The organism is Lysobacter sp. Root76 (genome assembly GCF_001428685.1).
GTDB lineage: Bacteria > Pseudomonadota > Gammaproteobacteria > Xanthomonadales > Xanthomonadaceae > Lysobacter.
Map to the genome: position 1 here is coordinate 47776 of NZ_LMIK01000011.1, position 22457 is coordinate 70232.

Consider the following 22457-nt stretch of genomic DNA (forward strand, 5'->3'; position numbering starts at 1 on the left):
GCTGCGGGCTCACGACACCCGGCGGGTCTTCTTGGCGTCGTCCGAACGCAGCTGCTGCAGGCGCTCGAAATAGCCCGGCTCGATTCCGGTCACGTACTCGCCGTTGAAGCAGGACGAATCGAAATGATCGATGCGGTGCTTCGGGCCCGACACCGCCGTCTCCAGCGCGTCCAGGTCCTGATAGATCAGCCAGTCGCAGCCGAGCAGGGTCTGCACTTCGTCGTCGCTGCGGCCGTGCGCGACCAATTCCTCGGCCGAGGGCATGTCGATGCCGTAGATGTTCGGATAGCGCACCGCGGGCGCGGCCGAGGCCAGGTAGACCTTGCGCGCGCCGGCGTCGCGCGCCATCTGCACGATCTGCTTGGAGGTGGTGCCGCGCACGATCGAATCGTCGACCAGCAGGACCACGCGGTTGCGGAACTCCAGCGGGATCGGATTGAGCTTGCGGCGCACCGACTTCGCCCGTTCGCCCTGCCCCGGCATGATGAAGGTGCGGCCGACGTAGCGGTTCTTGATGAAGCCTTCGCGGTACTTCACGCCCAGCGCGTTGGAGATTTCCAAGGCGGCGTCGCGCGAGGTGTCGGGAATCGGGATCACCACGTCGATGTCGTGGTCCGGACGCAGGCGCAGGATCTTCTCGGCCAGGGTCTGGCCCATGCGCATGCGCGCCTTGTGCACCGAAACGTCGTCCATCATCGAATCGGGACGGGCGAAGTAGACGAATTCGAAGATGCACGGCGCGTGCTGGCGCGGTTCGGCGCACATCTGGGTGTGCAGCTCGCCGCGCGGGGTCACCACGATGCCCTCGCCCGGGCGCACGTCGCGCACACGCTCGAAACCGAGCAGGTCCAGGGCCACGGATTCGGACGCGATCGCGTATTCGTCCTGGCCGCCGCTGTGGCGCTTGCCCAGCACCAGCGGACGGATGCCGTTGGGGTCGCGGAACGCGACCAGGCCCAGGCCGAGCACGGTGGCGACCACGGCGTAGCCGCCGACGCAGCGCCGGTGCACGCCTTCGATGGCCTTGAACGCGGCCTCCGGGGTCAGCGCGCGCTGCATGTCCAGCTCGTGCGCGAACACGTTGAGCAGGACTTCGGAATCGGATTCGGTGTTGACGTTGCGGCGGTCCTGCTCGAACACCTCGCGGCGCAGCGCGTCGGTGTTGATCAGGTTGCCGTTGTGGGCCAGGGCGATGCCGAAGGGCGAGTTGACGTAGAACGGCTGGGCCTCGTCGGAGCCCTCGCTGCCGGCGGTCGGGTAGCGGCAATGGCCGATACCGACGCGGCCGTCGAGCAAACGCATCGCGCTCTCGTCGAAGACGTCGCTGACCAGGCCGTTGCCCTTATGCACGCGCAGCTTGGAGCCGTCGGCGGTGGCGATGCCCGCTGCGTCCTGGCCGCGATGCTGGAGCACGGTAAGGCCGTCGTAAAGCTGGGCCGCGACGTCGTTATGGCCGACGATGCCGAGTATGCCGCACATGAGTTTCGAGTCCTGCTGTCTGTTGCGTGGGGTTACATCACGAACGCTTCGTCCTGCTCGACCGGCATCGGCAGGGCTTCGTCGCGCTTCGTGCGAGGCGACACTTGCAGCGGATCGCCCTGCGGCGAACCGATCTGGGAAGGCATGCCATCCACCGGCGCGCCCTTGAAACCCGCGCCCTTGAGGATGGGCAGCACGCCTTCGTTGAGGATCGGCAGGACGTCCTGGCCGAAAGCCTGACCGTTGCCGTTGCCGCTACCGCCCAGGCCCGGCAGGCCCTGCATGTTCAAGTCCAACTTGGGCAGCGACGGCATCCAGGCCGGCACGCCGCTGCCGAAATCCATCGCCCGGCCGGCCCAGTCGGGCATCCAGCTGCGCACCATGCGCGCGCCGGGCACGAACAACGGCACCAGCTGCGCCGAGCGCCATTCCGGCCGATGCGCGAGCGGGGTGAAACCGACCAGCAACACCAGCATGCTCGCGATCAGCGCGCCGCGGGCGACACCGACCACCAGCCCCAGCGAACGGTCGACGCCGGACAGGCCGGCCTCGTGGATCATGCGCTTGACCACGTAACCGACGATCCAGACCGTGATCAGCACGCCCAGGAAGCACAGCGCGTAACCGCCGAACATTTCGCCCAGGCCGGGCGAACCGCGGCCGGCCAGCATCAGCGCGGTGGTGCCGCCGAAACCGAATGCGGCCCAGCCGGCCAGGATCCAGGCGGCCAGGGAGGCGACCACGCCGACGAAGCCGCGCATCAGCCCGAGCAACGCCGATATCGCGACCACCGCCAGCAGAATCAAGTCGGCGGCGCCCATTGCGGTCGGCTCAGGGATGCGGACGGACGAAGCCGTCTACGCCGATCTTGGCCGCCGCCTGACTTTTGAGCTTGTCGGCATCGGCACGGTTGGCGACCGGACCGAGGCGGACGCGGCTGAGCGTGCCCTTGTCGGTACGGACCTGTTCGACGAACGCGCTGAAGCCGGCGGCGCGGGCGCGGTCGCGCAGCTTGTTGGCCTCCTCGGCGCTGCCGAACGCGCCCAGCTGCACCGCGAAACCGGTGTCGCTGGCGGCCGGCTTGGTCGGCGCCGGCGCTGCGGCCGCGGGCTTGGCCGGTTCGACCGGCTTGGGCGCGGCAGCGACCGGCGGCTTGGCCGGCGCGGCGGCGGGTTTGGGCGTCGCGGCAGCAGGCTTGGGCGCGGGCTTGGCCGGTTCCGGCGGCAGTGCGGCCGGCTTGGTCGCCGGGCGGCTGTCGGCCAGCGGTACCGCGGCCGATACCGGCGGCGTCGCGGCGGCGACCGGCTGTGAGGCCGGGGCGCTGGCGGCCGGCGGCGCCGCGTCGGCGTCCAGGGTCACCACTTTGGCGCTGATGTCGTTGCGCACCTTGGCCGAGGCCAGGCGTGCGGTTTCGGCGTCCGCGCGCGAGCCGTAGGGCCCGATGCGGACACGGTAAAGAGTGCGGCCGTTGCCCGGCACGGCTTCCTGGTAGCCCGGCAGCTGCGCGCCGCGCAGCGCCGCGACCACCCGGTCGGCGTCGCCGCTGCCGGCGTAGCTGCCGAAGCTCACCGCGAAATCGCCGCCGGCGGCGGTCGCGGGCATCGCGCCGGTGGCGGCGGTCTTGGCCGCTTCGGCGGCGGTGTCCACGGTCGGCAGGGTCTCGCCCTGCGCCGCGGCGGCGCCCGGGGACATGCCGACCACACCGCCGCTGGGGGCGTCGCCGGGGGTCACCAGGGGCAGTTCGCGGGTCTCGAACTGGCCGTCGGGTTGTTCGGGAAGATTGAGCGGGACGTCGGAGGCGCTGCTTTCCGGCGCCGGCCCCTTGATCAGCATGGGCAGGAAGATCACCGCCAGCGCGACCAGTACCGCCGCGCCGATCAGTCGCTGTTTCAGGGCAGGTTCCATCGCTACTCGATCGCTCGCAGGGCCGGGTGCCGGCGCGAATTATAGCGCCGCTTGGCGCGAGCACCGGCGTCCACGGCGCTGGATACATTCAGGAAGCGGTGACCGAGCGCGCTCGCGGCGCCCCGAATCGCGCCGCGCATGCCGCTGCGAGCCCGCAGCGACGCGCTCGCAGCGTGTGCCGGCACAGTGCCGCCCGTCCTGGGCGAAACGATCCCATGCAAACGAAAGAACCCCCCATTTCCGGGGGATTCGCGCCAGCCGCGGCGACAGCGGCCACTGCACAGGGGCGTGCGCCGAACCGAGCGCGCTACCGCCGAGCCGAGCATGCCTCAGCTGACCGTGCCGCCGCCCTCGCCGTCCTTCTTGCCGCGGCGGAAGAAGTTCAGGACCTTGCCGAAGAACGCGCCGATCACCAGCACCAGCGGGATCAGCAGCTTCTTCAGGCCCAGCAGCAGCACGCCGATCTTGCCGAACAGACCGGCCTTGGCCGCGATGCCGCCGCCGACCAGCGCCGCCAGGCCGTAGGCCGCGGTCTTGTCGGAGCTGGAATCGTAGTCGGCGTAACGCGCGCCCTGGTCGAACTCGACCGCGGGCAGCAGTTGCTGCATGCCGGCGCGGACCTGGCCGATCTCGCCCATGCCGGCCACCGCGTTGAGGCTGAGGTAGCCACGCCGGCCGAGCACGCGGATGTCGTAGTTGAGGGTGTGGTTCTCGCTGCCTTCGAACGCGAGCTCCTTGGCCCAGTACAGCTTCTTGGCCGCGGCGTCGTAGCGCGGCGGTTCCGCCCAGCCGATCAGGTCGATGCCGCCGTAACCGGCTTCGCGGCGCTCGGCGTTGCTCTCCTTGGTGCCGTCCTTCATCTCCTGCAGCATTTCGCTGTAGTCGATCTTGGCCGCGTCCTCGTCGGACACGTAGCCTTCGTCGGCATAGGTCACCACGACCGCCCAGCCCTTGTCGTCGAGCAGGTCGCCGCCGCGCGGCACCACCATGCCCAGCACGTCGGCATCGGGCGGGTTGCCCCACAGCTGCTCCAGCACCTTGCGCGCGTCGGCCGCGCCCAGGTAGCGGAACTCTTTGCCCAGATTCAGATGGGCTTTGGCCTGGGCGACCGCGACCTTGCCCTCGCTGTACTGCAGCGACTGAACCAACTGCTGAGCGCGCTGTTCGGCTTGCTTCTGCTCGGCTTCCGTCATTTCCTGGGCGTGCGCGCCCGCCGATACGGCCAACAGGCCGAACAGCATCCACTTCAACATTCGATGTCCCCTGAGCGTAAACGGGCGTCCCCACGCCCTGGACGCTAGTGTCGCCGGTACGCTCAGGCACGGGCAAGCTCGCGCGCACCGGTTCGGCGCATGGCCGACGCGCCACGGCGCTGCGCGACGCGCCGCAATACGGCGGTGACTGAAGACTCGGGGCTAGCGCGTGGCCAGATAGTCCATCGCCGCCGCAGCGGTGTGGAAGGAGCCGAACACCAGAATGCGGTCGCCGGCTTCGGCGCGCGCGATCGCCGCGTCCAGCGCCGCGGCGACATCGGCGTGACGCTCGCCCTCGCCCGCCGCGCTGCCTCGCAGGCGCTGGGCGAACGCGTCCACGTCGACGCCGCGCGGCCCGCTGTCGGTCAGGCCGGCCAGATGCCATTCGTCGATGCGTCCGGCCAGCGCTGCGACCACGCCGGCAACGTCCTTGTCGGCGAGCGCGGCGAACACGGCGCGCACCCGTCCGCTGGCCGGCGCCGCGGCCAACCAGGCTGCGAGTTCGCGCGCGGCCTGCGGGTTATGCCCGACATCGACGAGCACCTCGACGCCGGCGCGTTCGAAACGCTGCAGGCGCCCAGGCACATGCGCGCGCGCCACGCCCTCGGCGATCTGGGCCTTGTTCGGCGCGCCGCCCAGGGCGCGCAGCGCGGCGATGGCGACCGCGGCGTTGCGCAGCTGCGCGGGGGCGGCCAATTGCGGCATCGGCAGCTGCGCGCGGTAGCCGACCTCGCGCCAGCGCCATTGCGGCGGCGCGTCGATGACCGCCGGCAACGCTTCGAAGAAGAAGTCGCAGTTCGCGCGCACGGCCGAAGCGCCGATCGCATAGGCGTGGCGCAGCACGCTCGACGGCGGATCGTCGTCGCCCAGCACCAGCGGCTTCCAGCCGCGCGCGATGCCGGCCTTCTCGTAACCGATCGCTTCGCGGTCGTCGCCGAGGTAGTCCTGGTGATCGATATCGACCGTGGTGATCACCGCCACGTCGGGGTCGACGATGTTGGTCGCATCCAGACGCCCGCCCAGGCCGACCTCCAGGATCGCCAGGTCGAGCCTGGCGCGCTCGAACAGCCACAGCGCGGCCAGGGTGCCGTATTCGAAATAGGTCAGCGCGATCTCGCCCTCGCCCTCGCCCAGGCGCGCGGCTTCGATGGCCTCGAAGGCCGCGATCAGCGCCGCGTCGTCGGCGTCGCGGCCGTCGATGCGCACGCGCTCGTTGTAGGCCAGCAGGTGCGGCGAGGTGTAGGCGCCGACGCGCTTGCCGGCCGCGCGCGCGATCGCCTCGATGAACGCCACCGTCGAACCCTTGCCGTTGGTGCCGCCGACGGTGATCACCTTCCTGGCCGGGCGTTTCAGCCCCAGGCGCTGGGAGACCGCGCGGATGCGCTCCAGGCCCATGTCGATGGACTTGGGGTGGATGCGTTCGATGTGGGACAGCCAGTCGGCGAGCGTGCGTTGCATGGCGCCATTGTCGCCGATCCGATCTGCCGCAGACAGGCTGGGGCGGCTCCGAACGGCCAAGCCAAAGGTCGCGCCTGTCGCCGGAGCTGCCGCGCCCGATGAGGCGCGGCAGCCGGCCCGGGCCTACAGCGCCCGATGCACCGCTTCGCCGAACAGCAGCGTGTGATGGCTGCAGTCGTTGAGCCGGACCACGTCCAGGTGATCGACGTCGCTGCCTTCGAGCAGGTTGAGCGTGGTCGGCGCCTGGCGGAAGGTCCACAGCCTGGCCAGCGGGATGCCGAGCACCTTGCACAGCAGCACGCGGTTGACCGCATCGTGGGCCACGACCAGCAGGGTGTCGTGTTCGCCCAGGCCTTCGGCCGCGCGCGCGAACGCCGGCCAGGCGCGGTCGAGCACATGCTGGATGGATTCGCCGCCCGGCATCAGCACCGCATCCGGGGTGTCGCGCCAGGCCTGCAGGCGTTCGCCGTCGCGCTCGCGGATCTCGCTGGCGAGCAGGCCCTCCCAGGTGCCGTGGGCGATTTCCATCAGGCCCGGGTCCAGTTGCAGCGTGGCCGCGCGCGCCGGACCGAGCGCGAGCTCGGCGGTACGGCGCGCGCGCACCAGCGGCGAGGCCACCGCGCGCGTGATCGCGACTTCGCGCAGGCGTTCGCCCAAGGCGATCGCCTGGGCTTCGCCGATCGGCGACAGCGGGATGTCTTCCTGGCCCTGGTAACGGCCTTCGGCGTTCCAGGGCGTTTCTCCGTGACGTGCGAGCAGGATGCGCATGTCAGACCTGCGCCAGCGAAAGGATGCCGGGGGTCGCGCGCAACGCGGCGAGTTGCTCGTCGGTCACCGGCTTGTCGACCGTGATCGCCGCGCGCGCCTGGCCGTCGCCGGCCGCGCCCAGGGCGAAGTTCACGATATTGACGCCGGCCGCGCCGAGCTGGCTGCCGACCAGGCCGATCATGCCGGGACGGTCCTCGTTGCGCAGCAGCAGCACGTGCGCCTGCGGATCGAATTCGATCTCGACGCCGTCCAGGCGGACCACGCGCGGGCCGCGGTGCAGGGTCGCTTCGATCTCGCGGGTGCGGTGTTCGCCGACCACGCGCAGCTTGAGCAGGCGGTCGAAGCCGTCGCCGTCGCCGCCGAGGGTTTCCGATACCGCAAGGCCGCGCGCGGCGGCTTCCTGCAGGGCGTTGACCGGGGTCACGCGGCCGGAGGCGGTGCCGAGCAGGGCGGCGACCAGCAAACGCGACAGCGGCCGCGTGTCGAGCGCCTCGGTGCGGCCGGCGTAGGTGATTTCCAGGCGCGTCGGCGCCGGCACCAGGCGCGCGGCGAGGCGGCCCAGCGAGGACATCAGCGGCATCCACGGGCCGACTTCGCGCGCGGCTTCGGCGGTCAGCGGCGGCAGGTTGACGCAGCCGGCGACCGCGCCGGTGGCGACGAAATCGATGATCTGGCGCGCCAGGATGGTGCTGACGGCCTGCTGGGCTTCGCTGGTGGACGCGCCCAGGTGCGGGGTCAGGATCAGCTTGGCGTTCGCGCGCAGCGGCGAGTCGGCCTGCAGCGGCTCGGTGGCGAAGGTGTCGAGGGCGGCGCCGGCGATGTGGCCTTCGTCGAGCAGGGTCAGCAGCGCGGTCTCGTCGACCAGGCCGCCGCGTGCGGCGTTGACGATGTAGGCGCCCTTCTTCATCGCGCGCATCCGCGCTTCCGACAGCAGATTGGTGGTTTCCTTGGTGCGCGGGATGTGCAGGGTGACCACGTCGGCCCAGGCCAGTAGTTCGTCCAGGGTCTTCAGCGGCACGCTGCCCTTGCCGGCCGCGGACGCGGGCAGGAAGGGATCGTAGGCTGCGACCTCCATGCCGATTCCCTGGGCCTTGCGCGCGACGGTGCCGCCGATCCGGCCCAGGCCGATCACGCCCAGCTTCTTGCCTTCCAGCTCGAAGCCGGTCAGGCCGGCCTTGGGCCACTCGCCGGCCTTCATGCCGGCGTCGGCGCGCGGGATGTGGCGGGCCAGCGCGAACAGCAGCGAGATCGCGTGCTCGGCCGCGGCCAGGGTGTTGCCGTCGGGCGCATTCATCACCGCGATGCCGCGTGCGGTGGCGGCTTCGACGTCGATGGTGTCGACGCCGGCGCCGGCGCGGCCGATCACGCGCAGTTGTCTGGCCTCGCGCAGCGCTTCGGCCGGCACGGCGGTGGCCGAACGCACCAGCACGGCGTCGACATCGGCCAGCGCCAGGGCGAGCGCGTCGGGATCTTTGATCGGGGCGGGGGCGACGACTACGTCCCAGCCCGCATCGCGGAACAGGGTCAGACCGTCTTCGTGGATGCCATCGCAGGCCAGTACTTTCATCGCAAGCTCCATTCGTGGGATGGGAGCGCGGAAAGCCTATGAGCCGGCACTGCGGGAACAGGTTCGGCTACTTCCGGGCCGCCGGTTGAGGGACGGACCTGGGGTAGCACGGCCGCGGTAAGGCGGCATCTGACACGGGTCGGGAGACGGGGCCGGCTGGCATGGGAATCCGCGACTGAGGGCGCAGATTAGCAAAGCCGGGCGCGGTTGCAAGCACCGCACCGCCGTCACTGCGCCGATGTGCCGGCCTAATCAATTCGCGACGCCGGTACGGAACGCGGTCACAAAGTCACGAATTCCTAGCTTCTGCCTCACCTGATCGCAACAAATTCCGCCCTAGGGTCGCAGCGCCGGCACCGACGCCGGCGCATTCGACGACAGGGAGTGGAAGATGCGAAAGAAGACCGTTTGGGCCCTCGGCCTGCTGGCCGCGGCGACCATGGGCGCGGCCATCGCCGCGGTCGGGCCGACCGGCCCCGGCCAGTTCTATTACTACTACGACGCCAATGGTGCGGTGGTCGGCTATCAGGCCATCGAGTGCGACGGCACCCACACGTCCTGGGGCAAGTTCACCAAAACCTACGCCGACGGCTACTTCATCTGCGATCCCGACCCGCGCTGAGCCGATCCGCCGATCCGCAACCGCGCACACGCCGCGACGCGCGCGCGCCAAGCCCACCACCGCCATTCCGGCGCCCCGCCGCGCAGCTGCGTCGCGCGCGCCGCATCCAAGGAGAAACACCCATGCGTAAGCGCATCGTCATCGGCCTGGGCCTCGCTCTGGCCATCTACGCCACCGCCGCCCTCGCCCGCCCGCCGATCGCCGACGAAATCGGCGAGTTCTACGTCTACTTCGACGCCAACGGCCAGGCGGTCGGCGAGTCTTCGATGGATTGCGACGGCACGTACTACCAATCCGGCGTGCTGACTTCGCGCTACAGCTCGGGGCATGCGTTCTGTCCGGGCGATTGAACCTTAGCCACCGCAGCGAAACCGCGAAGGCCGGGCCCCTGCCCGGCCTTCGCGTATGCGGTGCCCTGGACACAGCAGCCGAACAGACCGACGCAGATCACGCCTTGGGGTAGGAGCGGCGTAAGCCGCGACCACGCCTTTGCCGCTGCGGCTCGGCACCTAAAGCATGCGTAATACGTGGAAACGATCATGCTCGGATGTGCGTGACAACGATCATGCGCGGATGTGCGTGACAACGATCATGCGCGGATGTGCGTGACAACGAACATGCGCGGATGTGCGTGACTTCGTGGTCGCGGCTTACGCCGCTCCTACCCCAAAGCAGGCGGCGCGGAAACGAAGAGGCCAGGCTCCGGCCCGGCCTTCGCGCATGCGGTGCCCTGGACACAGCAGCCGAATAGACCGACGCGGACGACGCCTTGGGGTAGGAGCGGCGTAAGCCGCGACCACGCCTTTGTCGCTGCGTCGCGGCACTTAAAGCATGTGCAATACGTGGAAACGAACCTGCGCGGATGTGCATGACAACGAACATGCGCGGATGTGCGTGACTTCGTGGTCGCGGCTTACGCCGCTCCTACTCCGAAGCAGGCGGTGCGGAAACGAAAGAGGCCGGGCGATCGCCCGGCCTCTTCATCTTGCTCAGGCTTCGCGCCTCACTTCGGCGCGATGTTGAGTTCCTTCAGCAGCTGCGGCGCCGGGTAGACCTCCTGCATGATCCAGCGCATGTAGCGCTGATCGACCGCGATCATGCGGGTCATGGTCGGGTCGAACACCCAGTTCGAGCTCACCGACTCCCAGTTGCCGTCGAAGGCCAGGCCGACCAGCTTGCCGCTGCCGTCGAGCACGGGCGAACCGGAGTTGCCGCCGGTGATGTCGAGGTTGGACAGGAAGTTGACCGGCACCGTGCCCAGGCGCTTGTCGGCCAGACCGCCGTAACGCTTGGCGGCGATCGCGTCGAGCAGGGCCTGCGGTGCGTCGAAGGGTTCGGTGCCGGTGGCCTTGGCCGCGACTTCTTCCAGCTTGGTGAAGGGCGCCTGCTTGCTGCCGTCGGTCTTGGTGTAGCCCATCACGTTGCCGAAGGTGATGCGCAGCGAGGAGTTGGCGTCCGGGTACACGAACTGACCCTTGCTCTTCTTGTAGTCGGCGACCGCCTGCAGATAGACCGGACGCGCGACCAGGGTTTCGCCGGCGCGCGCCTTGGCTTCCTCCTCCAGCTTCAGCACGGTCGGCATGAGCGCCGCGGCCAGCTGGATCGCCGGGTCCTTACTCTTGTCGAACGCGGCGCGGTCGGCCTGGATCAGGCCCATGCGCGTTTCGGTGTTGCCCAGCTTGGTCTTGGCCAGCTTGTCGAGCGCGCGCTTGATCGCTTTCTCGTCCGAGCCGCCCAGCCACTTGTCGAGCGCGGGGACGCGCTGCGCCGCCGGCAGCTTCACGTACTCGGCCAGCCAGTACGCCTGCAGCTGACGGTCCATCTTCGGGTCGTAGCGGCGCTCCATCTGCTTCATCGCGCCTTCGAACGCCGGCATGTCGCGCTGCTGATAGCCCTGCTCGCGCTGAGCGTCGGGCTTGGCGCGTTCGATCGACAGGCGGTACAGCTGCAGCGCGGCGCCGATCGCGCCGGTGTTGCGGAACTGGCTGAACACCAGGTCGCGCTCGCGGTTGGCGCGCGCGGCTGCGCCGACCTGGACCAGGGTGTCGTGCGCGGCCAGCGCGGGTTCGCCCTTGGCGCCCTGCTTGCGCAGCCATTCGAGCACCGCCGCGTCGTCGGCGTGCTTCTTCTCGCTGGCGCCGATGCGCTGGAAGCCGTCGAGCTGGCCGTCGTAGTTCTTCATCGAGTTCTGCCAGCCGCGCACGATGTTGGCGTACTTGACCGCGATGTCGGGGTTCTTGGCGCCTTCGGCCTGGACCATCGCGACCAGTTTCTTGTAGTGGCCGCCGACGGTGGGATAGGTCCACTGCGCGGTGTTGTCGAAATCCTCGGCCAGCGCATAGCGGCTGGTCGAACCCGGGTAACCGGCGACCATGACGAAATCGCCCGCGCCCAGCGGCTGGGTCGCGATCTTCAGCCAATGCTTGGGCTGGTAGGGCACGTTGTCGGCGGCGTAGGCGGCGGGCTTGCCGTCCTTGCCGACGTAGGCGCGGTAGAACGAGAAGTCGCCGGTGTGGCGCGGCCACATCCAGTTGTCGACTTCGCCGCCGTAGTTGCCGATGCTGCCCGGCGGCGCGTAGACCAGGCGCACGTCCTTGATCTCGAGGTTGCGGAACAGGCGGTAGACGTTGCCGCCGGAGAAGCTGTAGAGGCGGCAGCGGAAACCGGCGTCGGCTTCGCAGGCCGCGACCAGGCGCTTCTCGACGTCTTCCAGCGCGCGCGTGCGGGCTAGCGCATCGGGCGCGGCGGCGATCGCGTTCTTCACTTCGCGGGTCACGTCCTGGATCGAATCCAGGGCATAGATGCGCGCGTTCGGGCCGGCCGACACTTCCTCGGCGGCGGTGGCGGCGTTGAAGCCGTCGCGCATCAGGTTCTTGTCGGCGGTGGAATTGAGCTGGATCGCGCCGTAGGCGCAGTGGTGGTTGGTCACCACCAGACCCTGCGGCGACACGAAGCTGGCGGTGCAGCCGCCCAGCGAGACCACGGCGCCCATCGGGTCGCCGGTCAGGTCGGCCAGCTGCTTGGCGTTCAACTTCAGCCCGGCCTTCTTCAGCGGGCCGGCGATCTCCGGCAATTGCTGCGGCACCCACATGCCCTCGCCCGCATGAGCCGGACCGGCCCCGACCGCGAACGTCCCCGTCATCGCCATGGCCGCAGCCAACGCCGTGTATCGCATGCAACACTCCTTGCGGTAATCGACCGGCGAGTCTAGCCCGCCGGACTTGGGCCGGGGCATGACGAAAGTCCTGCCCCGGCCATTCAGACTGCGCCGCGCCTCATTCGGCGGGCAGATTCATTTCTTTGAGCAAATGCGGCGCCGGGTAGACCTTGGCCAGCAGCCAGCGCATGTAGCGCAGGTCGACATGGATCGCGCGCTTGTAGCGCGGGTCGAACATCCAGCTGGCGCTGACCGCCTCCCAGTTGCTGTCGAAGTTCAGGCCGATCAGCTTGCCGTGGGCGTCGAGCACCGGCGAACCGGAGTTGCCGCCGGTGGTGTCGAGGTTGGTCAGGAAGTCGACGGTTTGGGTCTTGAGTTCGGGATCGACGGTGCTGCCGAAATCGCCTTTGGCGATCGCTTCGCGCAGGGTCTGCGGCGCGTCGAACGGAGCCACGCCGGTGTGCTTCTCGACGATGCCCTGGACCGTGGTCAAGGGGCGATAGCGCACGCCGTCGCGCGGGTCCATGGCGCTGACCTTGCCGTAGCTCACGCGCAGAGTGGAGTTGGCGTCCGGATACACCGCGCGGCCCTGCGATTTGCGGAAACCGATCAGCGCGCGCATGTAGGCCGGGCGCAGTCGCAGCAGCTCGCCTTCGCGCGCCTTGCTCTGTTCTTCCAGGCGCAGCAGCGCCGGCATCAGCGCGGTCGCGGCCTTGAGCAGGCTGTCATCGGAGGCCTTCAGTTCCGCGGCCGGCGCGTTCATCAGGCGCAGGCGTTCGGCTTCGTCGCCCAGGCGCGTGCCCGCGTACAGGCTGTCGAGCGCGGCCTGCAGCGCGTCCGCATCGGCGCCCGGGAACACCGCGTCGAACTCGGCGATGCGCTGGTCCTGGGGCAGCGCCTTGTACTGGATCAGCAGCTCGCGCAGCAGGCGCTTTTCGACCTCCGGCGCGTAACGGCGCTGGACTTGCTTGAGCTGGCCGGCGATCAGGGTCTCGTCGCGCTGCTGGTAGCCGGATTCGCGCTGCGCATCGGGCTTGGCGCGCTCCGCGGCCAGTCGCTGCAAGGTGATGGCGGCGCGCAGCAGCTGGCTCTGGCTGCGGATCGCGGTCAGCAGCTGATCGCGCTGGCCGGTCTTGGCGGCGGCATCGAGCACGCGCTGCGCGGCGTCGATGTCGGCGCGGATCGCCTTGGCCTCGCGCTGCTTGGCCAGCCAGGCCAGCATCGCGGCTTCGTCGTCGGCGCGCACCCGCACCGCGTCGCTGCGGCGCAGGCCGTCGAGCTCGCCCTGGGCGCGCTTGAGGGTGTTCTTGAAACTCGCGACCTGGGCCGCGTAACGCACCTTGGCCTCGGCGTCGCCGGCAGCGGCGGTTTCGACGGTCTTGATCATGTCGCCGAACAGCGCCACGCGCGACGGCAGCTGCCATTCGATCTGCTGCTTGAACTCCGAAGCCATGCGGTGGCGAAAGGTGATGCCCGGATAGCCGGCGAGCATGGCGTAGTCGCCCTCGCGCACCGGGTCGGTGGAGACCTGCAGATGGCCCGGCGGCTGGTAGGGCACGTTGTCGGGCGAATAGTCGGCCGGCTTGCCGTCGCGGCCGACGTAGGCGCGCAGCAGGGTGAAGTCGCCGCTGTGGCGCGGCCAGACGAAGTTGTCGACCTCGTCGCCGTAGTTGCCGATGCTGTCCGGCGGCGCGTAGACCAAGCGGATGTCGCGCAGCTCGAGCTGGCGGATCAGGTAGAAGTCGGTGCCGTAGTACATGTTGGCGACGCTGCAGCGGTTGCCCGGCTCGCGCTCGCATTCGGCGACCACGGCCTTGGTCGCGGCGTCGACCGCGTCGTAGTAGGCGCGGCCCTGTTTGCCGCGCGCGCCGGCCAGGATGCGGTCGGTGATCCGGTCGAAGCCGGTGGTGACCAGGACCCGGTAGTCGGGATTGGCCGGCAGCTCGGCGGCGCGATCGGCGGCGATGTAGCCGTGCTTGATCAGGTCCTTGTCCGGCTTGCTGTTGTACTGGATCACCCCGAAGGCGACATGGTGGTTGGTCAGCACCAGGCCGTCGCCGGAGACGAAAGCCCCGGTGGCGCCGCCGACCTTGACCACGGCGTTCATCGGCGGCTTGGCCAGCTCGGCGAGGTCGCCGGGTTCGCCCTTGAAACCGGCCGCACGCAGTTGCGCGGCGATCTCCGGCAACTGCGACGGCATCCACATGCCCTCGTCGGAATGGGCGGGCGCGGCGCACAGCGCCAGGGACAGGGCTAACAGACGGGGGCGCATGGTCGATCCGGATCGCTGGGAAGCCGCGACGATAGGCGATGCGGACTGGACCGGGCAAACCCGGCGGGCGTCCGGCGCAGGTCCGGGGCGTATAATTCCGGTCTCTTTAACCGCACCCCCGCGCGGCACCCGAAGGCATGCAACCCATGACGCAAACGATGAAGGCACTGGTCAAGCGCGAAACCGGCAAGGGCATCTGGATGGAACAGGTGCCGGTTCCCACGCCGGGGCCGAACGAGGTCCTGATCAAGCTCGAAAAGACCGCGATCTGCGGCACCGACCTGCACATCTACCTGTGGGACGAGTGGAGCCAGCGCACGATCAAGCCCGGCCTGGTGATCGGCCACGAATTCGTCGGCCGCGTGGTCGAGGTGGGCGCCGGCGTCACCGGCTACACCGTCGGCATGCGCGTCTCGGCCGAAGGCCACATCGTCTGCGGCCATTGCCGCAATTGCCGCGCCGGCCGCCAGCACCTGTGCCCGAACACCACCGGCATCGGCGTGAACCGCAACGGCGCCTTCGCCGAATACATCGTGATGCCGGCCAGCAACCTGTGGCCGATCCCGGACCAGATCCCGAGCGAGCTGGCCGCGTTCTTCGATCCCTTCGGCAACGCCGCGCACTGCGCGCTGGAATTCGACGTGGTCGGCGAGGACGTGCTGATCACCGGCGCCGGCCCGATCGGCATCATCGCCGCGGGCATCTGCAAGCACATCGGCGCGCGCAACGTGGTGGTCACCGACGTCAACGACTTCCGCCTCAAGCTGGCCGCCGACATGGGCGCCACCCGCGTGGTCAACGTCGCCAACCAGTCGCTCAAGGACGTGATGGCCGACCTGCACATGGAAGGCTTCGACGTCGGCCTGGAAATGAGCGGCAACCCGCGCGCGTTCAACGACATGCTCGACTGCATGTACCACGGCGGCAAGATCGCCATGCTCGGCATCATGCCCAAGGGCGCCGGCGCGGACTGGGACAAGATCATCTTCAAGGGCCTGACCCTGCACGGCATCTACGGCCGCAAGATGTACGAGACCTGGTACAAGATGACCCAGCTGGTGCTCGGCGGTTTCCCGCTCGGCAAGGTGCTCACCCACCAGCTGTCGATTGACGATTTCCAGAAGGGCTTCGACCTGATGGAAGCGGGCAAGGCCGGCAAGGTCGTATTGAGTTGGAATTGATGAAGGCCGGGATTCGGGATTGGGGATTCGTAAAAGCGAACTCCAACCGCCCCCCACTTCGCCTCGCCAATCCCAAATCCCAAATCCCTAATCTCGAATCCCGGCCTCTATGTCCCTGACCCAACGTTACGCCGACACCCTGGACGAGATCCGCGCCGCCGGGCTGTTCAAGTCCGAGCGCGTGATCACCAGCCCGCAGTCGGCCGAAATCAGCCTCGCCGACGGTCGCACGGTGCTGAACTTCTGCGCCAACAACTACCTCGGCCTGGCCGACCATCCGGACGTGATCCAGGCGGCGAAGGACGCGCTGGACACGCACGGTTTCGGCATGGCCTCGGTGCGCTTCATCTGCGGCACCCAGGACCTGCACAAGCAACTGGAAAAGACCATCGCGGATTTCTTCGGCACCGAAGACACGATCCTGTACGCGGCCTGCTTCGACGCCAACGGCGGCCTGTTCGAGCCGCTGCTGGACGAGAACGACGCGATCATCTCCGACGCGCTCAACCACGCCTCGATCATCGACGGCGTGCGCCTGTGCAAGGCCAAGCGCTTCCGCTACGCCAACTGCGACATGGCCGACCTGGAGAAGCAGCTGCAGGCCGCCGACGCCGCCGGCTGCAAGACCAAGCTGATCACCAGCGACGGTGTGTTCTCGATGGACGGATTCATCGCCCCGCTCGACGAAATCACCGCGCTGGCCAAGAAGTACGGCGCCCTGGTCCACATCGACGAATGCCATGCCACCGGCTTCCTCGGCGCCAGCGGCCGCGGCTCGGCCGAGGTCAAGGGCGTGATGGACAAGATCGACATCTTCACCGGCACCCTGGGCAAGGCCATGGGCGGCGCGCTGGGCGGTTTCACCACCGCCAGGAAGGAAGTGATCGAGCTGCTGCGGCAGCGTTCGCGCCCTTATCTGTTCTCCAACTCGCTGCCGCCGCACGTAGTCTCGGCCGGCATCAAGGCCTTCGAGATGCTGTCGGCCGCCGGCGAGCTGCGCGAGCGCCTGGCCGAGAACACCGCTTATTTCCGCGAGCGCATGACCCAGGCCGGTTTCGACATCAAGCCGGGCGTGCATCCGATCGCGCCGGTGATGCTGTACGACGCGCCGCTGGCGCAGAAGTTCGCCGCGCGCCTGCTCGAAGAAGGCATCTACGCGATCGGCTTCTTCTTCCCGGTGGTGCCGCAGGGTCAGGCGCGCATCCGCACCCAGATGTCGGCGGCGCACACGCGCGAGCATCTGGACCGGGCGATCGCCGCGTTCGTGAAGATCGGCCGCGAGCTGGGCGTAATCGCTGCCTGAGCCTCAAGCGGCGCCGCAACGGCGCCGTTCGCGACCGGGCCGCTGCGCATGCGGCGACCCGGCGCGATGCGGAATCTGCGAACGGTCTTCGCGCGTATCGATTCCGCCACTACGACTTACTGCGCGGCCGCCATTTCCTGCGCGCACTGCTGCAGGCTCAAGGTCAACTGCTGGATGGCGATCTGCGCCTGGATCCGGTTCCCGTACGAGGTCGGCTGCTGCGCCAGCACCGACAGCTGCACCGACAGCTGCAGCGCATCGAGACTGGCGAGTTCGCTGTAGGCCACCGCGCGTTCCTGCGGCGCGCGATGCACGTACTGGCCGTTGTTGAGCGTGTCGGTGTTCTCCATCTTCAGCTGCATCACGGACATGTTCAGCAGCTGTGCGCTGACCTGGGCCGAGATGAAGGACTGGCGCGCCAGGTTGATGTTGCCGGTGGCGAGGTAGTTCTGGGCCATCTGGAACTGCAATTTCACCTGCATGAAATTGAGCTGGGCCATCTGCATCTGCTGATTGGCGGCCGTCGGTTCGGCCAGGGCCAGCGGACTGGCGATCAGCAGCAGGGACAGCAGCAGGGCCTTGAATGCGACATAGCTGTTACGAAGCATGATTCTCTCCTTGAGATGGGGGGAAGCGCGCAGCCGCGCGCGGCGTCGCCGTACCGGGCAGGGCCGGCGCGGGTCGCAGAAAAGTACGTCGGTGCCGGCGTCCTCTACGGATCGCGAGATCCGGGCCGGCTGGCCACCTCCCTGTGTCGATATCCGAACCCTTCATGGATTCGGCCGGCGCTGCGACGCGATCTGCGTCGGCTCAGCGCTGCGGTAGGGCGAGACTAGCCCAGGGATGCGGCACGAAGCCAGTGCCCGCGTTGCCGCGCGCGATGGCGCAACGCCCTGCTCCGTTCTTCTCGCGCGCGCTCGCGCTCGCACGCCGATGCACGCCAGCGAAGGCGCGGGCGCGCGCCGCGCCCGCATGGCGCAGCGACCCGGTTCGGCTCGCTCGGCGCCGCGGTTGCGTCCGATTCGCTCAGCGCTCGCGCGCGATGCGGCGGCGCTGGTCTTCCTTCTTCACCGGCATCGGTGCGCCCTTGGCCACGCGCACGCCCTTGGCCTTCATCCAGGCATCGAACTCGTCGGCGGTCATGCGCTTGCCGTTCTGCTCCATGTTGAAGCGCCAGGGCGTGTTGTCGTAGCGGGTCTTGGGTTTGTAGGCGGCCGGGGCGGCGGCGCTGCTGCCGCCGGCGCCGCGCTTGCGCTTGTCGCGACGCGCGGTCAGCTGCGTGCATGCGCCCAGCGGCGATGCCAGCGTGGGCGACAGGGGGGCGGCCTCGGCGAAAGCGAGCAGGCCATTGCCGGCCATGAGCTGGCGCCTTGCCAGCTTCGGCGTCGCGGCGGTCGGCTCCAGCAACAACGCAACTTCGGCCTGCACGGCCGGGGCGCTGCCGCAGGGCAGCTCCTGCGCGCCGAGCCAACCCGAACACAGCAGCAGCGGTATCGCCATCGCGATCGTACGCATTCCACACGCCCCAAAGTCCAACCCATCGGTCCGGGGAGTCTAGGTGCGCGCATCGCAACTCAAAGGTGCTAAACGGTGCGGTCCGGCACATTCCTGCGCAGGCGCGCGCAGCGATGTCGCGATTGCGGCGCAGGCGCACACCGCGATGCCGCAGCAGCGCACGCTTTTTTCGGGCACGGGACGCGCCGGTTAAGCGTTCGCGTCGGGCCGTCGATGCGAACGGCGCGATTTGCGCATCAACGCGAGAGTCGCGCGACTTCCGCCGCGCTCAGCATCCGCCACTGACCCTTGCCGAGTTCGCCCAGCGCCAGTTCGCCGATCGCGACCCGCAGCAGCCGCAGCACGCCGATGTCGAACGCGGCCAGCAGGCGCCGGATCTGACGGTTGCGGCCTTCGTCCAGCACGATCTCCAGCCAGGCGTTCTTCTCGCCGCTGCGCAGCAGGCGCGCCGACTTGGCGCGCAGCGGCTCGCCGTCCTCGACCACGCCGGCGACCAGGGCCGCGAGCGCGTCGGCGTCGGGGATGGTGTCGATCTGGACGTGGTAGGTCTTGTCCGGACCGTGTTCGGGGTCGGTGATGCGCGCGGCCCATTCGGGGTCGTTGCAGAACAGCAGCAGACCTTCGCTGGCCTGGTCCAGGCGCCCGACCGGGGCCAGCCACGGCAGCGGCGCGCCCTGCCATTGGGCGCCGTCGAGGCAGCGGTAGACGGTGTCGCGGCCGCGTTCGTCGCGGGCGCTGGTGACCAGGCCGCGCGGCTTGTTGAGCATCAGGTGCAGGCGCTCGGCCTGGTCGATGTCGCGGCCGTCGACGGCGATGCGCTGGCGGCCGCGCTGGATCGGGAATTCGGGGTCGCGCACCACCCGGCCGTCAACCGCGACCCGGCCGGCGGCGATCCAGCGCGCGGCTTCGGTGCGCGAGCACAGGCCCTGCTTGGACAGCACGCGGGCGAGGCCGTGACGGGGTATGGCGGTCATGACGAAGGCCGCGCGCGCGGCGCGGCCGGGATGTGGTGGATGGCGCGAAGAACGCGGCGCGACAGCGCGGCGCTTACTTCTTCTTGCCCTTCTTCTCGTCCTTGGGCGCTTCGACCACCGGGGCCGGCGGCGGCGTCGCGGGCGCCGAACCGGGCGCGCCCTTGGCCACGCGCACGCCCTTGGCCTTCATCCAGGCGCTGAATTCGTCGGCGGTCATGCGCTTGCCGTTCTGGCTCATGTCGAAGCGCCAAGGGGTGTTGTCGAACTGGGTCTTGGGCTTGTAGGCGGCCGGATCGTTCGAACTCGGCATGCCCCCGGCGGCGGGCTTGGCGTTGGCCAGGTTGCAGCCGTCGATGCGCATGCGCAGCAGCACGCGGTCCACCGACAGGGATTCGTCGAAGGCCTGCGAGAGCACGCCGGTCGGCGAGCCCAGCTGGTACGAGGGAGCGACCAGTTCCGGCGCGACCGGGGCGATCACGGTCGGCTGCACCGGCAGCGCGGGCACGGAGATCGCGCCGCAGTTGCCGACGTCGGCTTGGGCGATCGTTGCGATCAACAGCAGCGGCGCTGCGACTAGGACACGATGCATGGCGAACTCCTCCCGGTCTGGCTGTAGCGATGTCCCGACAGGGTCCGGACACGACCGAAGCAGTGTAGGCGCGGGGGGCTGATCGGACAACCGCAGCATCGTTCACAAGCCGCCGTTCCGCCGCTGCGATCACGTTTCCGCGCGCCGCGCCTGCCGCACGCGCAAAAAAACGAAGCCCGGCGCTAGGCCGGGCTTCGTGGTGTCGCTTTCGGGTCCCGAGGGCCCCGTCGTCCTTAGTTCTGGACGTTCAGCTCGGTGCGGCGGTTCTTCTCGCTCTTGCACGCCGGGAACGCCTGACCCAGGTCTTCCAGCGGACGGCTCTCGCCGTAGCCGTTCGGACCCGACAGACGAGCGGCATCGACGCCGTTGCTGGTCAGGTAGTCGTAGGCGGCGCGAGCGCGACGCTCGGACAGCTTCTGGTTGTACGCGTCCTTACCGCACTGGTCGGTGTGGCCAGCCACTTCGACCTTCAGTTCCGGATAGCGCTTCAGGATCTCGGCGGCTTCGTTCAGGATCGTCACCGCGTCAGGACGCAGCGTGGCCTTGTCGAAGTCGAAGTTGACGCCCTTCAGGTCGATCGASACCGGCACCGGGCAGCCGTCCGGACCGATGGTCTGGCCAGCCTGCGAACCGGGGCACTTGTCGTCGCAGTTGTTCACGCCGTCGCCGTCGTCGTCCTGATCGGCGCAGTTGGCGGCAACGACCGGAGCCGGAGCGACCGGGGCTTCAGCTTCCGGGCCCAGCGGGACGATGATGCCGACCGAAGCCAGCACGTCGCCGAACCAGTCTTCCTGCGGAGCGGCAATGCTGGTGTCGTCGAAATCGGCGCGGTACGCCAGCTCGGTACGGATACCGACGCGGCCCAGGGCGCCCTGGATGCCCAGACCGACCTTGNACCGGCACCGGGCAGCCGTCCGGACCGATGGTCTGGCCAGCCTGCGAACCGGGGCACTTGTCGTCGCAGTTGTTCACGCCGTCGCCGTCGTCGTCCTGATCGGCGCAGTTGGCGGCAACGACCGGAGCCGGAGCGACCGGAGCTTCAGCTTCCGGACCCAGCGGGACGATGATGCCGACCGAAGCCAGCACGTCGCCGAACCAGTCTTCCTGCGGAGCGGCAATGCTGGTGTCGTCGAAATCGGCGCGGTACGCCAGCTCGGTACGGATACCGACGCGGCCCAGGTCGCCCTGGATGCCCAGACCGACCTTGGCGGCCAGGTTGCCGTCTTCACGGCGGCCCGGCGAGTTCGGCGACGGGAAGTTGTCGAACTCTTCTTCCGAACGCTGGTAACCGATACCCAGCAGGGCGTACGGGTTCCAGTTGCGGCCTTCGGTGATGAAGTGGCGACGGAAGTCCAGCGAGACGCCGTACTGGCTCCACGACAGGTCCTGGTCGGCGTCGAACTTCGGGTGCTGATAGTTCAGCTCACCGTCGACCGACCAATTCGGGCTGATGAACTTGCCCACGCCCAGGCCCACGAACGGGGCGTTACGGGTACCGCGGTCGTTGTCCTGCAGGTTCATGCCGGCCGAACCGGTGATGTACCAGCGGTCGTCGAAATCCTGCGCGCTGGCCGCCTGGGCNGGCGTTACGGGTACCGCGGTCGTTGTCCTGCAGGTTCATGCCGGCCGAACCGGTGATGTACCAGCGGTCGTCGAAATCCTGCGCGCTGGCCGCCTGGGCAAACGCCAAGCCCGCCAACAATGCGGTGCTCAACAAACGGATCTTCATCTCTAACTCCTTCAGATCAGTAGGAACGGTTTGATTCACGGCGGAAAGCCCAGCAGGGACGCCGTCTGGCACGGTCACGCCGGCAGGCGATCACTGGCGGGGCGATGATACACCGTCAAGACGATTGTTAATACCACTTAACGTTGTTTATCAACTATGGCCCGCAAATGAACGAAGCCCGGCGCTAGGCCGGGCTTCGAGGTGTTGCGGCGGGTTCCGAGGAACCGGCTGGCGTCCCTTAGTTCTGGGAGTTCAGCTCGGTACGACGGTTGGTCTCGCTCTTGCAGCCCGGGAACGCCTGGCCCTTGTCTTCCAGCGGACGGCTTTCGCCGTAGCCGTTCGGACCGCCCAGACGCGACGCTTCCACGCCGTTGCTGGTCAGGTAGTCGTACACGGTCTGAGCGCGACGCTCCGACAGCTTCTGGTTGTACGCGTCCTTACCGCACTGGTCGGTGTGACCGGCGACTTCGACGCGCAGCGACGGGTTGCGCTTCAGGATTTCGACGGCCTCGTTGAGGATGGCGGTCGAATCCGGACGCAGCGTGGCCTTGTCGAAGTCGAAGTTGACGCCCTTCAGGTCGATCGAGACCGGCACCGGGCAGCCGTCCGGACCGATGGTCTGGCCAGCCTGCGAACCGGGGCACTTGTCGTCGCAGTTGTTCACGCCGTCGCCGTCGTCGTCCTG

19 protein-coding genes and 1 pseudogene are annotated in these 22457 nt (G+C 68.7%); 4 read left to right on the top strand and 16 right to left on the bottom strand.

Translation table 11 applies throughout. From position 1 onward, the window contains the following. Positions 1-9 precede the first annotated feature (9 nt). From purF to serA, 7 genes are all read right to left on the bottom strand, one after another. Positions 10-1479, bottom strand: a complete 1470-nt coding sequence (gene purF, locus ASE10_RS19235; protein WP_055901476.1) for an amidophosphoribosyltransferase — start codon at positions 1477-1479, stop codon at positions 10-12. Between the two features lie 32 nt (positions 1480-1511). After that, positions 1512-2300: a CvpA family protein gene (locus ASE10_RS19240; protein ID WP_055901479.1), complete on the bottom strand. Its 789-nt coding sequence runs from the start codon at positions 2298-2300 to the stop codon at positions 1512-1514. A gap of 10 nt (positions 2301-2310) precedes the next feature. Then, positions 2311-3384, bottom strand: a complete 1074-nt coding sequence (locus ASE10_RS19245; RefSeq protein WP_055901481.1) for an SPOR domain-containing protein — start codon at positions 3382-3384, stop codon at positions 2311-2313. A gap of 329 nt (positions 3385-3713) precedes the next feature. Next, a complete protein-coding gene (locus ASE10_RS19250; RefSeq protein ID WP_235565790.1) occupies positions 3714-4577 on the bottom strand; it encodes a DUF2167 domain-containing protein in 864 nt (287 codons plus the stop codon). Between the two features lie 222 nt (positions 4578-4799). After that, entirely contained in the window at positions 4800-6095 is a 1296-nt protein-coding gene (gene folC / locus ASE10_RS19255) for a bifunctional tetrahydrofolate synthase/dihydrofolate synthase (RefSeq protein WP_055901488.1), read from the bottom strand. Positions 6096-6218: 123 nt separating this feature from the next. Further along, a complete protein-coding gene (locus ASE10_RS19260; RefSeq protein ID WP_055901491.1) occupies positions 6219-6863 on the bottom strand; it encodes a histidine phosphatase family protein in 645 nt (214 codons plus the stop codon). A gap of 1 nt (position 6864) precedes the next feature. Beyond that, a complete protein-coding gene (gene serA / locus ASE10_RS19265) occupies positions 6865-8430 on the bottom strand; it encodes a phosphoglycerate dehydrogenase (protein ID WP_056305810.1) in 1566 nt (521 codons plus the stop codon). 391 nt (positions 8431-8821) lie between these two features. Here serA and ASE10_RS19270 point away from each other — a divergent pair, with 391 nt between their 5' ends. Further along, positions 8822-9052 carry a DUF6289 family protein gene (locus ASE10_RS19270; RefSeq protein WP_055901494.1) on the top strand — a complete coding sequence of 77 codons (231 nt, stop codon included), beginning with the start codon at positions 8822-8824 and terminating at the stop codon, positions 9050-9052. Between the two features lie 122 nt (positions 9053-9174). Continuing rightward, positions 9175-9402, top strand: a complete 228-nt coding sequence (locus tag ASE10_RS19275; RefSeq protein WP_055901496.1) for a DUF6289 family protein — start codon at positions 9175-9177, stop codon at positions 9400-9402. 653 nt (positions 9403-10055) lie between these two features. On the opposite strand, the gene ASE10_RS19280 is transcribed toward ASE10_RS19275, so the two are convergent. After that, positions 10056-12227 (bottom strand): S46 family peptidase, encoded by a 2172-nt coding sequence (locus tag ASE10_RS19280; protein WP_055901498.1) that lies wholly within the window; start codon positions 12225-12227, stop codon positions 10056-10058. A 100-nt stretch (positions 12228-12327) separates the two neighbouring features. After that, complete coding sequence (locus ASE10_RS19285; protein WP_055901501.1) at positions 12328-14481, bottom strand: S46 family peptidase; 2154 nt, start codon at positions 14479-14481, stop codon at positions 12328-12330. A gap of 146 nt (positions 14482-14627) precedes the next feature. On the opposite strand from ASE10_RS19285, the gene tdh reads away from it, so the two are divergent. Next, the gene (gene tdh / locus ASE10_RS19290) at positions 14628-15662 is read left to right on the top strand and encodes an L-threonine 3-dehydrogenase (RefSeq protein ID WP_200944233.1); all 1035 of its coding nucleotides are present in this window, start codon (positions 14628-14630) and stop codon (positions 15660-15662) included. Positions 15663-15771: 109 nt separating this feature from the next. Then, on the top strand, positions 15772-16965 hold the full coding sequence (gene kbl, locus ASE10_RS19295; RefSeq protein WP_055901504.1) for a glycine C-acetyltransferase: 1194 nt from the start codon (positions 15772-15774) through the stop codon (positions 16963-16965). Positions 16966-17081: 116 nt separating this feature from the next. On the opposite strand, the gene ASE10_RS19300 is transcribed toward kbl, so the two are convergent. From ASE10_RS19300 to ASE10_RS19330, 7 genes and pseudogenes are all read right to left on the bottom strand, one after another. Further along, the gene (locus ASE10_RS19300) at positions 17082-17573 is read right to left on the bottom strand and encodes a hypothetical protein (RefSeq protein WP_055901507.1); all 492 of its coding nucleotides are present in this window, start codon (positions 17571-17573) and stop codon (positions 17082-17084) included. 418 nt (positions 17574-17991) lie between these two features. Beyond that, a complete protein-coding gene (locus ASE10_RS21255) occupies positions 17992-18480 on the bottom strand; it encodes a hypothetical protein (protein WP_235565788.1) in 489 nt (162 codons plus the stop codon). Between the two features lie 236 nt (positions 18481-18716). Next, positions 18717-19454 carry a pseudouridine synthase gene (locus ASE10_RS19310; RefSeq protein ID WP_055901510.1) on the bottom strand — a complete coding sequence of 246 codons (738 nt, stop codon included), beginning with the start codon at positions 19452-19454 and terminating at the stop codon, positions 18717-18719. Between the two features lie 73 nt (positions 19455-19527). Further along, on the bottom strand, positions 19528-20043 hold the full coding sequence (locus ASE10_RS19315; RefSeq protein WP_055901512.1) for a hypothetical protein: 516 nt from the start codon (positions 20041-20043) through the stop codon (positions 19528-19530). A 233-nt stretch (positions 20044-20276) separates the two neighbouring features. Next, positions 20277-20937, bottom strand: a 661-nt coding sequence (locus tag ASE10_RS19320) for an OmpA family protein (protein WP_157488374.1), incomplete at its 5' end; no start/stop codon positions are given. Position 20938: 1 nt separating this feature from the next. Next, positions 20939-21624: pseudogene (locus tag ASE10_RS19325) on the bottom strand (outer membrane beta-barrel protein); the annotation flags it as partial. Positions 21625-22010: 386 nt separating this feature from the next. Continuing rightward, a partial coding sequence (locus ASE10_RS19330) for an OmpA family protein (protein ID WP_157488373.1) occupies positions 22011-22457 on the bottom strand: 447 nt, incomplete at its 5' end.

What these genes read in the sequence shown, in the direction of transcription:
- ASE10_RS19280 (WP_055901498.1), bottom strand. Translation starts at nt 12,227, where the DNA reads ATGCGATACACGGCGTTGGCTGCGGCCATGGCGATGACGGGGACGTTC.
- ASE10_RS19300 (WP_055901507.1), bottom strand. Translation starts at nt 17,573, where the DNA reads ATGCTTCGTAACAGCTATGTCGCATTCAAGGCCCTGCTGCTGTCCCTG.
- ASE10_RS19270 (WP_055901494.1), top strand. Translation starts at nt 8,822, where the DNA reads ATGCGAAAGAAGACCGTTTGGGCCCTCGGCCTGCTGGCCGCGGCGACC.
- ASE10_RS21255 (WP_235565788.1), bottom strand. Translation starts at nt 18,480, where the DNA reads ATGCGTACGATCGCGATGGCGATACCGCTGCTGCTGTGTTCGGGTTGG.
- ASE10_RS19240 (WP_055901479.1), bottom strand. Translation starts at nt 2,300, where the DNA reads ATGGGCGCCGCCGACTTGATTCTGCTGGCGGTGGTCGCGATATCGGCG.
- ASE10_RS19310 (WP_055901510.1), bottom strand. Translation starts at nt 19,454, where the DNA reads ATGACCGCCATACCCCGTCACGGCCTCGCCCGCGTGCTGTCCAAGCAG.
- ASE10_RS19260 (WP_055901491.1), bottom strand. Translation starts at nt 6,863, where the DNA reads ATGCGCATCCTGCTCGCACGTCACGGAGAAACGCCCTGGAACGCCGAA.
- serA (WP_056305810.1), bottom strand. Translation starts at nt 8,430, where the DNA reads ATGAAAGTACTGGCCTGCGATGGCATCCACGAAGACGGTCTGACCCTG.
- ASE10_RS19245 (WP_055901481.1), bottom strand. Translation starts at nt 3,384, where the DNA reads ATGGAACCTGCCCTGAAACAGCGACTGATCGGCGCGGCGGTACTGGTC.
- ASE10_RS19250 (WP_235565790.1), bottom strand. Translation starts at nt 4,577, where the DNA reads ATGACGGAAGCCGAGCAGAAGCAAGCCGAACAGCGCGCTCAGCAGTTG.
- tdh (WP_200944233.1), top strand. Translation starts at nt 14,628, where the DNA reads ATGACGCAAACGATGAAGGCACTGGTCAAGCGCGAAACCGGCAAGGGC.
- kbl (WP_055901504.1), top strand. Translation starts at nt 15,772, where the DNA reads ATGTCCCTGACCCAACGTTACGCCGACACCCTGGACGAGATCCGCGCC.
- ASE10_RS19315 (WP_055901512.1), bottom strand. Translation starts at nt 20,043, where the DNA reads ATGCATCGTGTCCTAGTCGCAGCGCCGCTGCTGTTGATCGCAACGATC.
- ASE10_RS19275 (WP_055901496.1), top strand. Translation starts at nt 9,175, where the DNA reads ATGCGTAAGCGCATCGTCATCGGCCTGGGCCTCGCTCTGGCCATCTAC.
- folC (WP_055901488.1), bottom strand. Translation starts at nt 6,095, where the DNA reads ATGCAACGCACGCTCGCCGACTGGCTGTCCCACATCGAACGCATCCAC.
- ASE10_RS19285 (WP_055901501.1), bottom strand. Translation starts at nt 14,481, where the DNA reads ATGCGCCCCCGTCTGTTAGCCCTGTCCCTGGCGCTGTGCGCCGCGCCC.
- purF (WP_055901476.1), bottom strand. Translation starts at nt 1,479, where the DNA reads ATGTGCGGCATACTCGGCATCGTCGGCCATAACGACGTCGCGGCCCAG.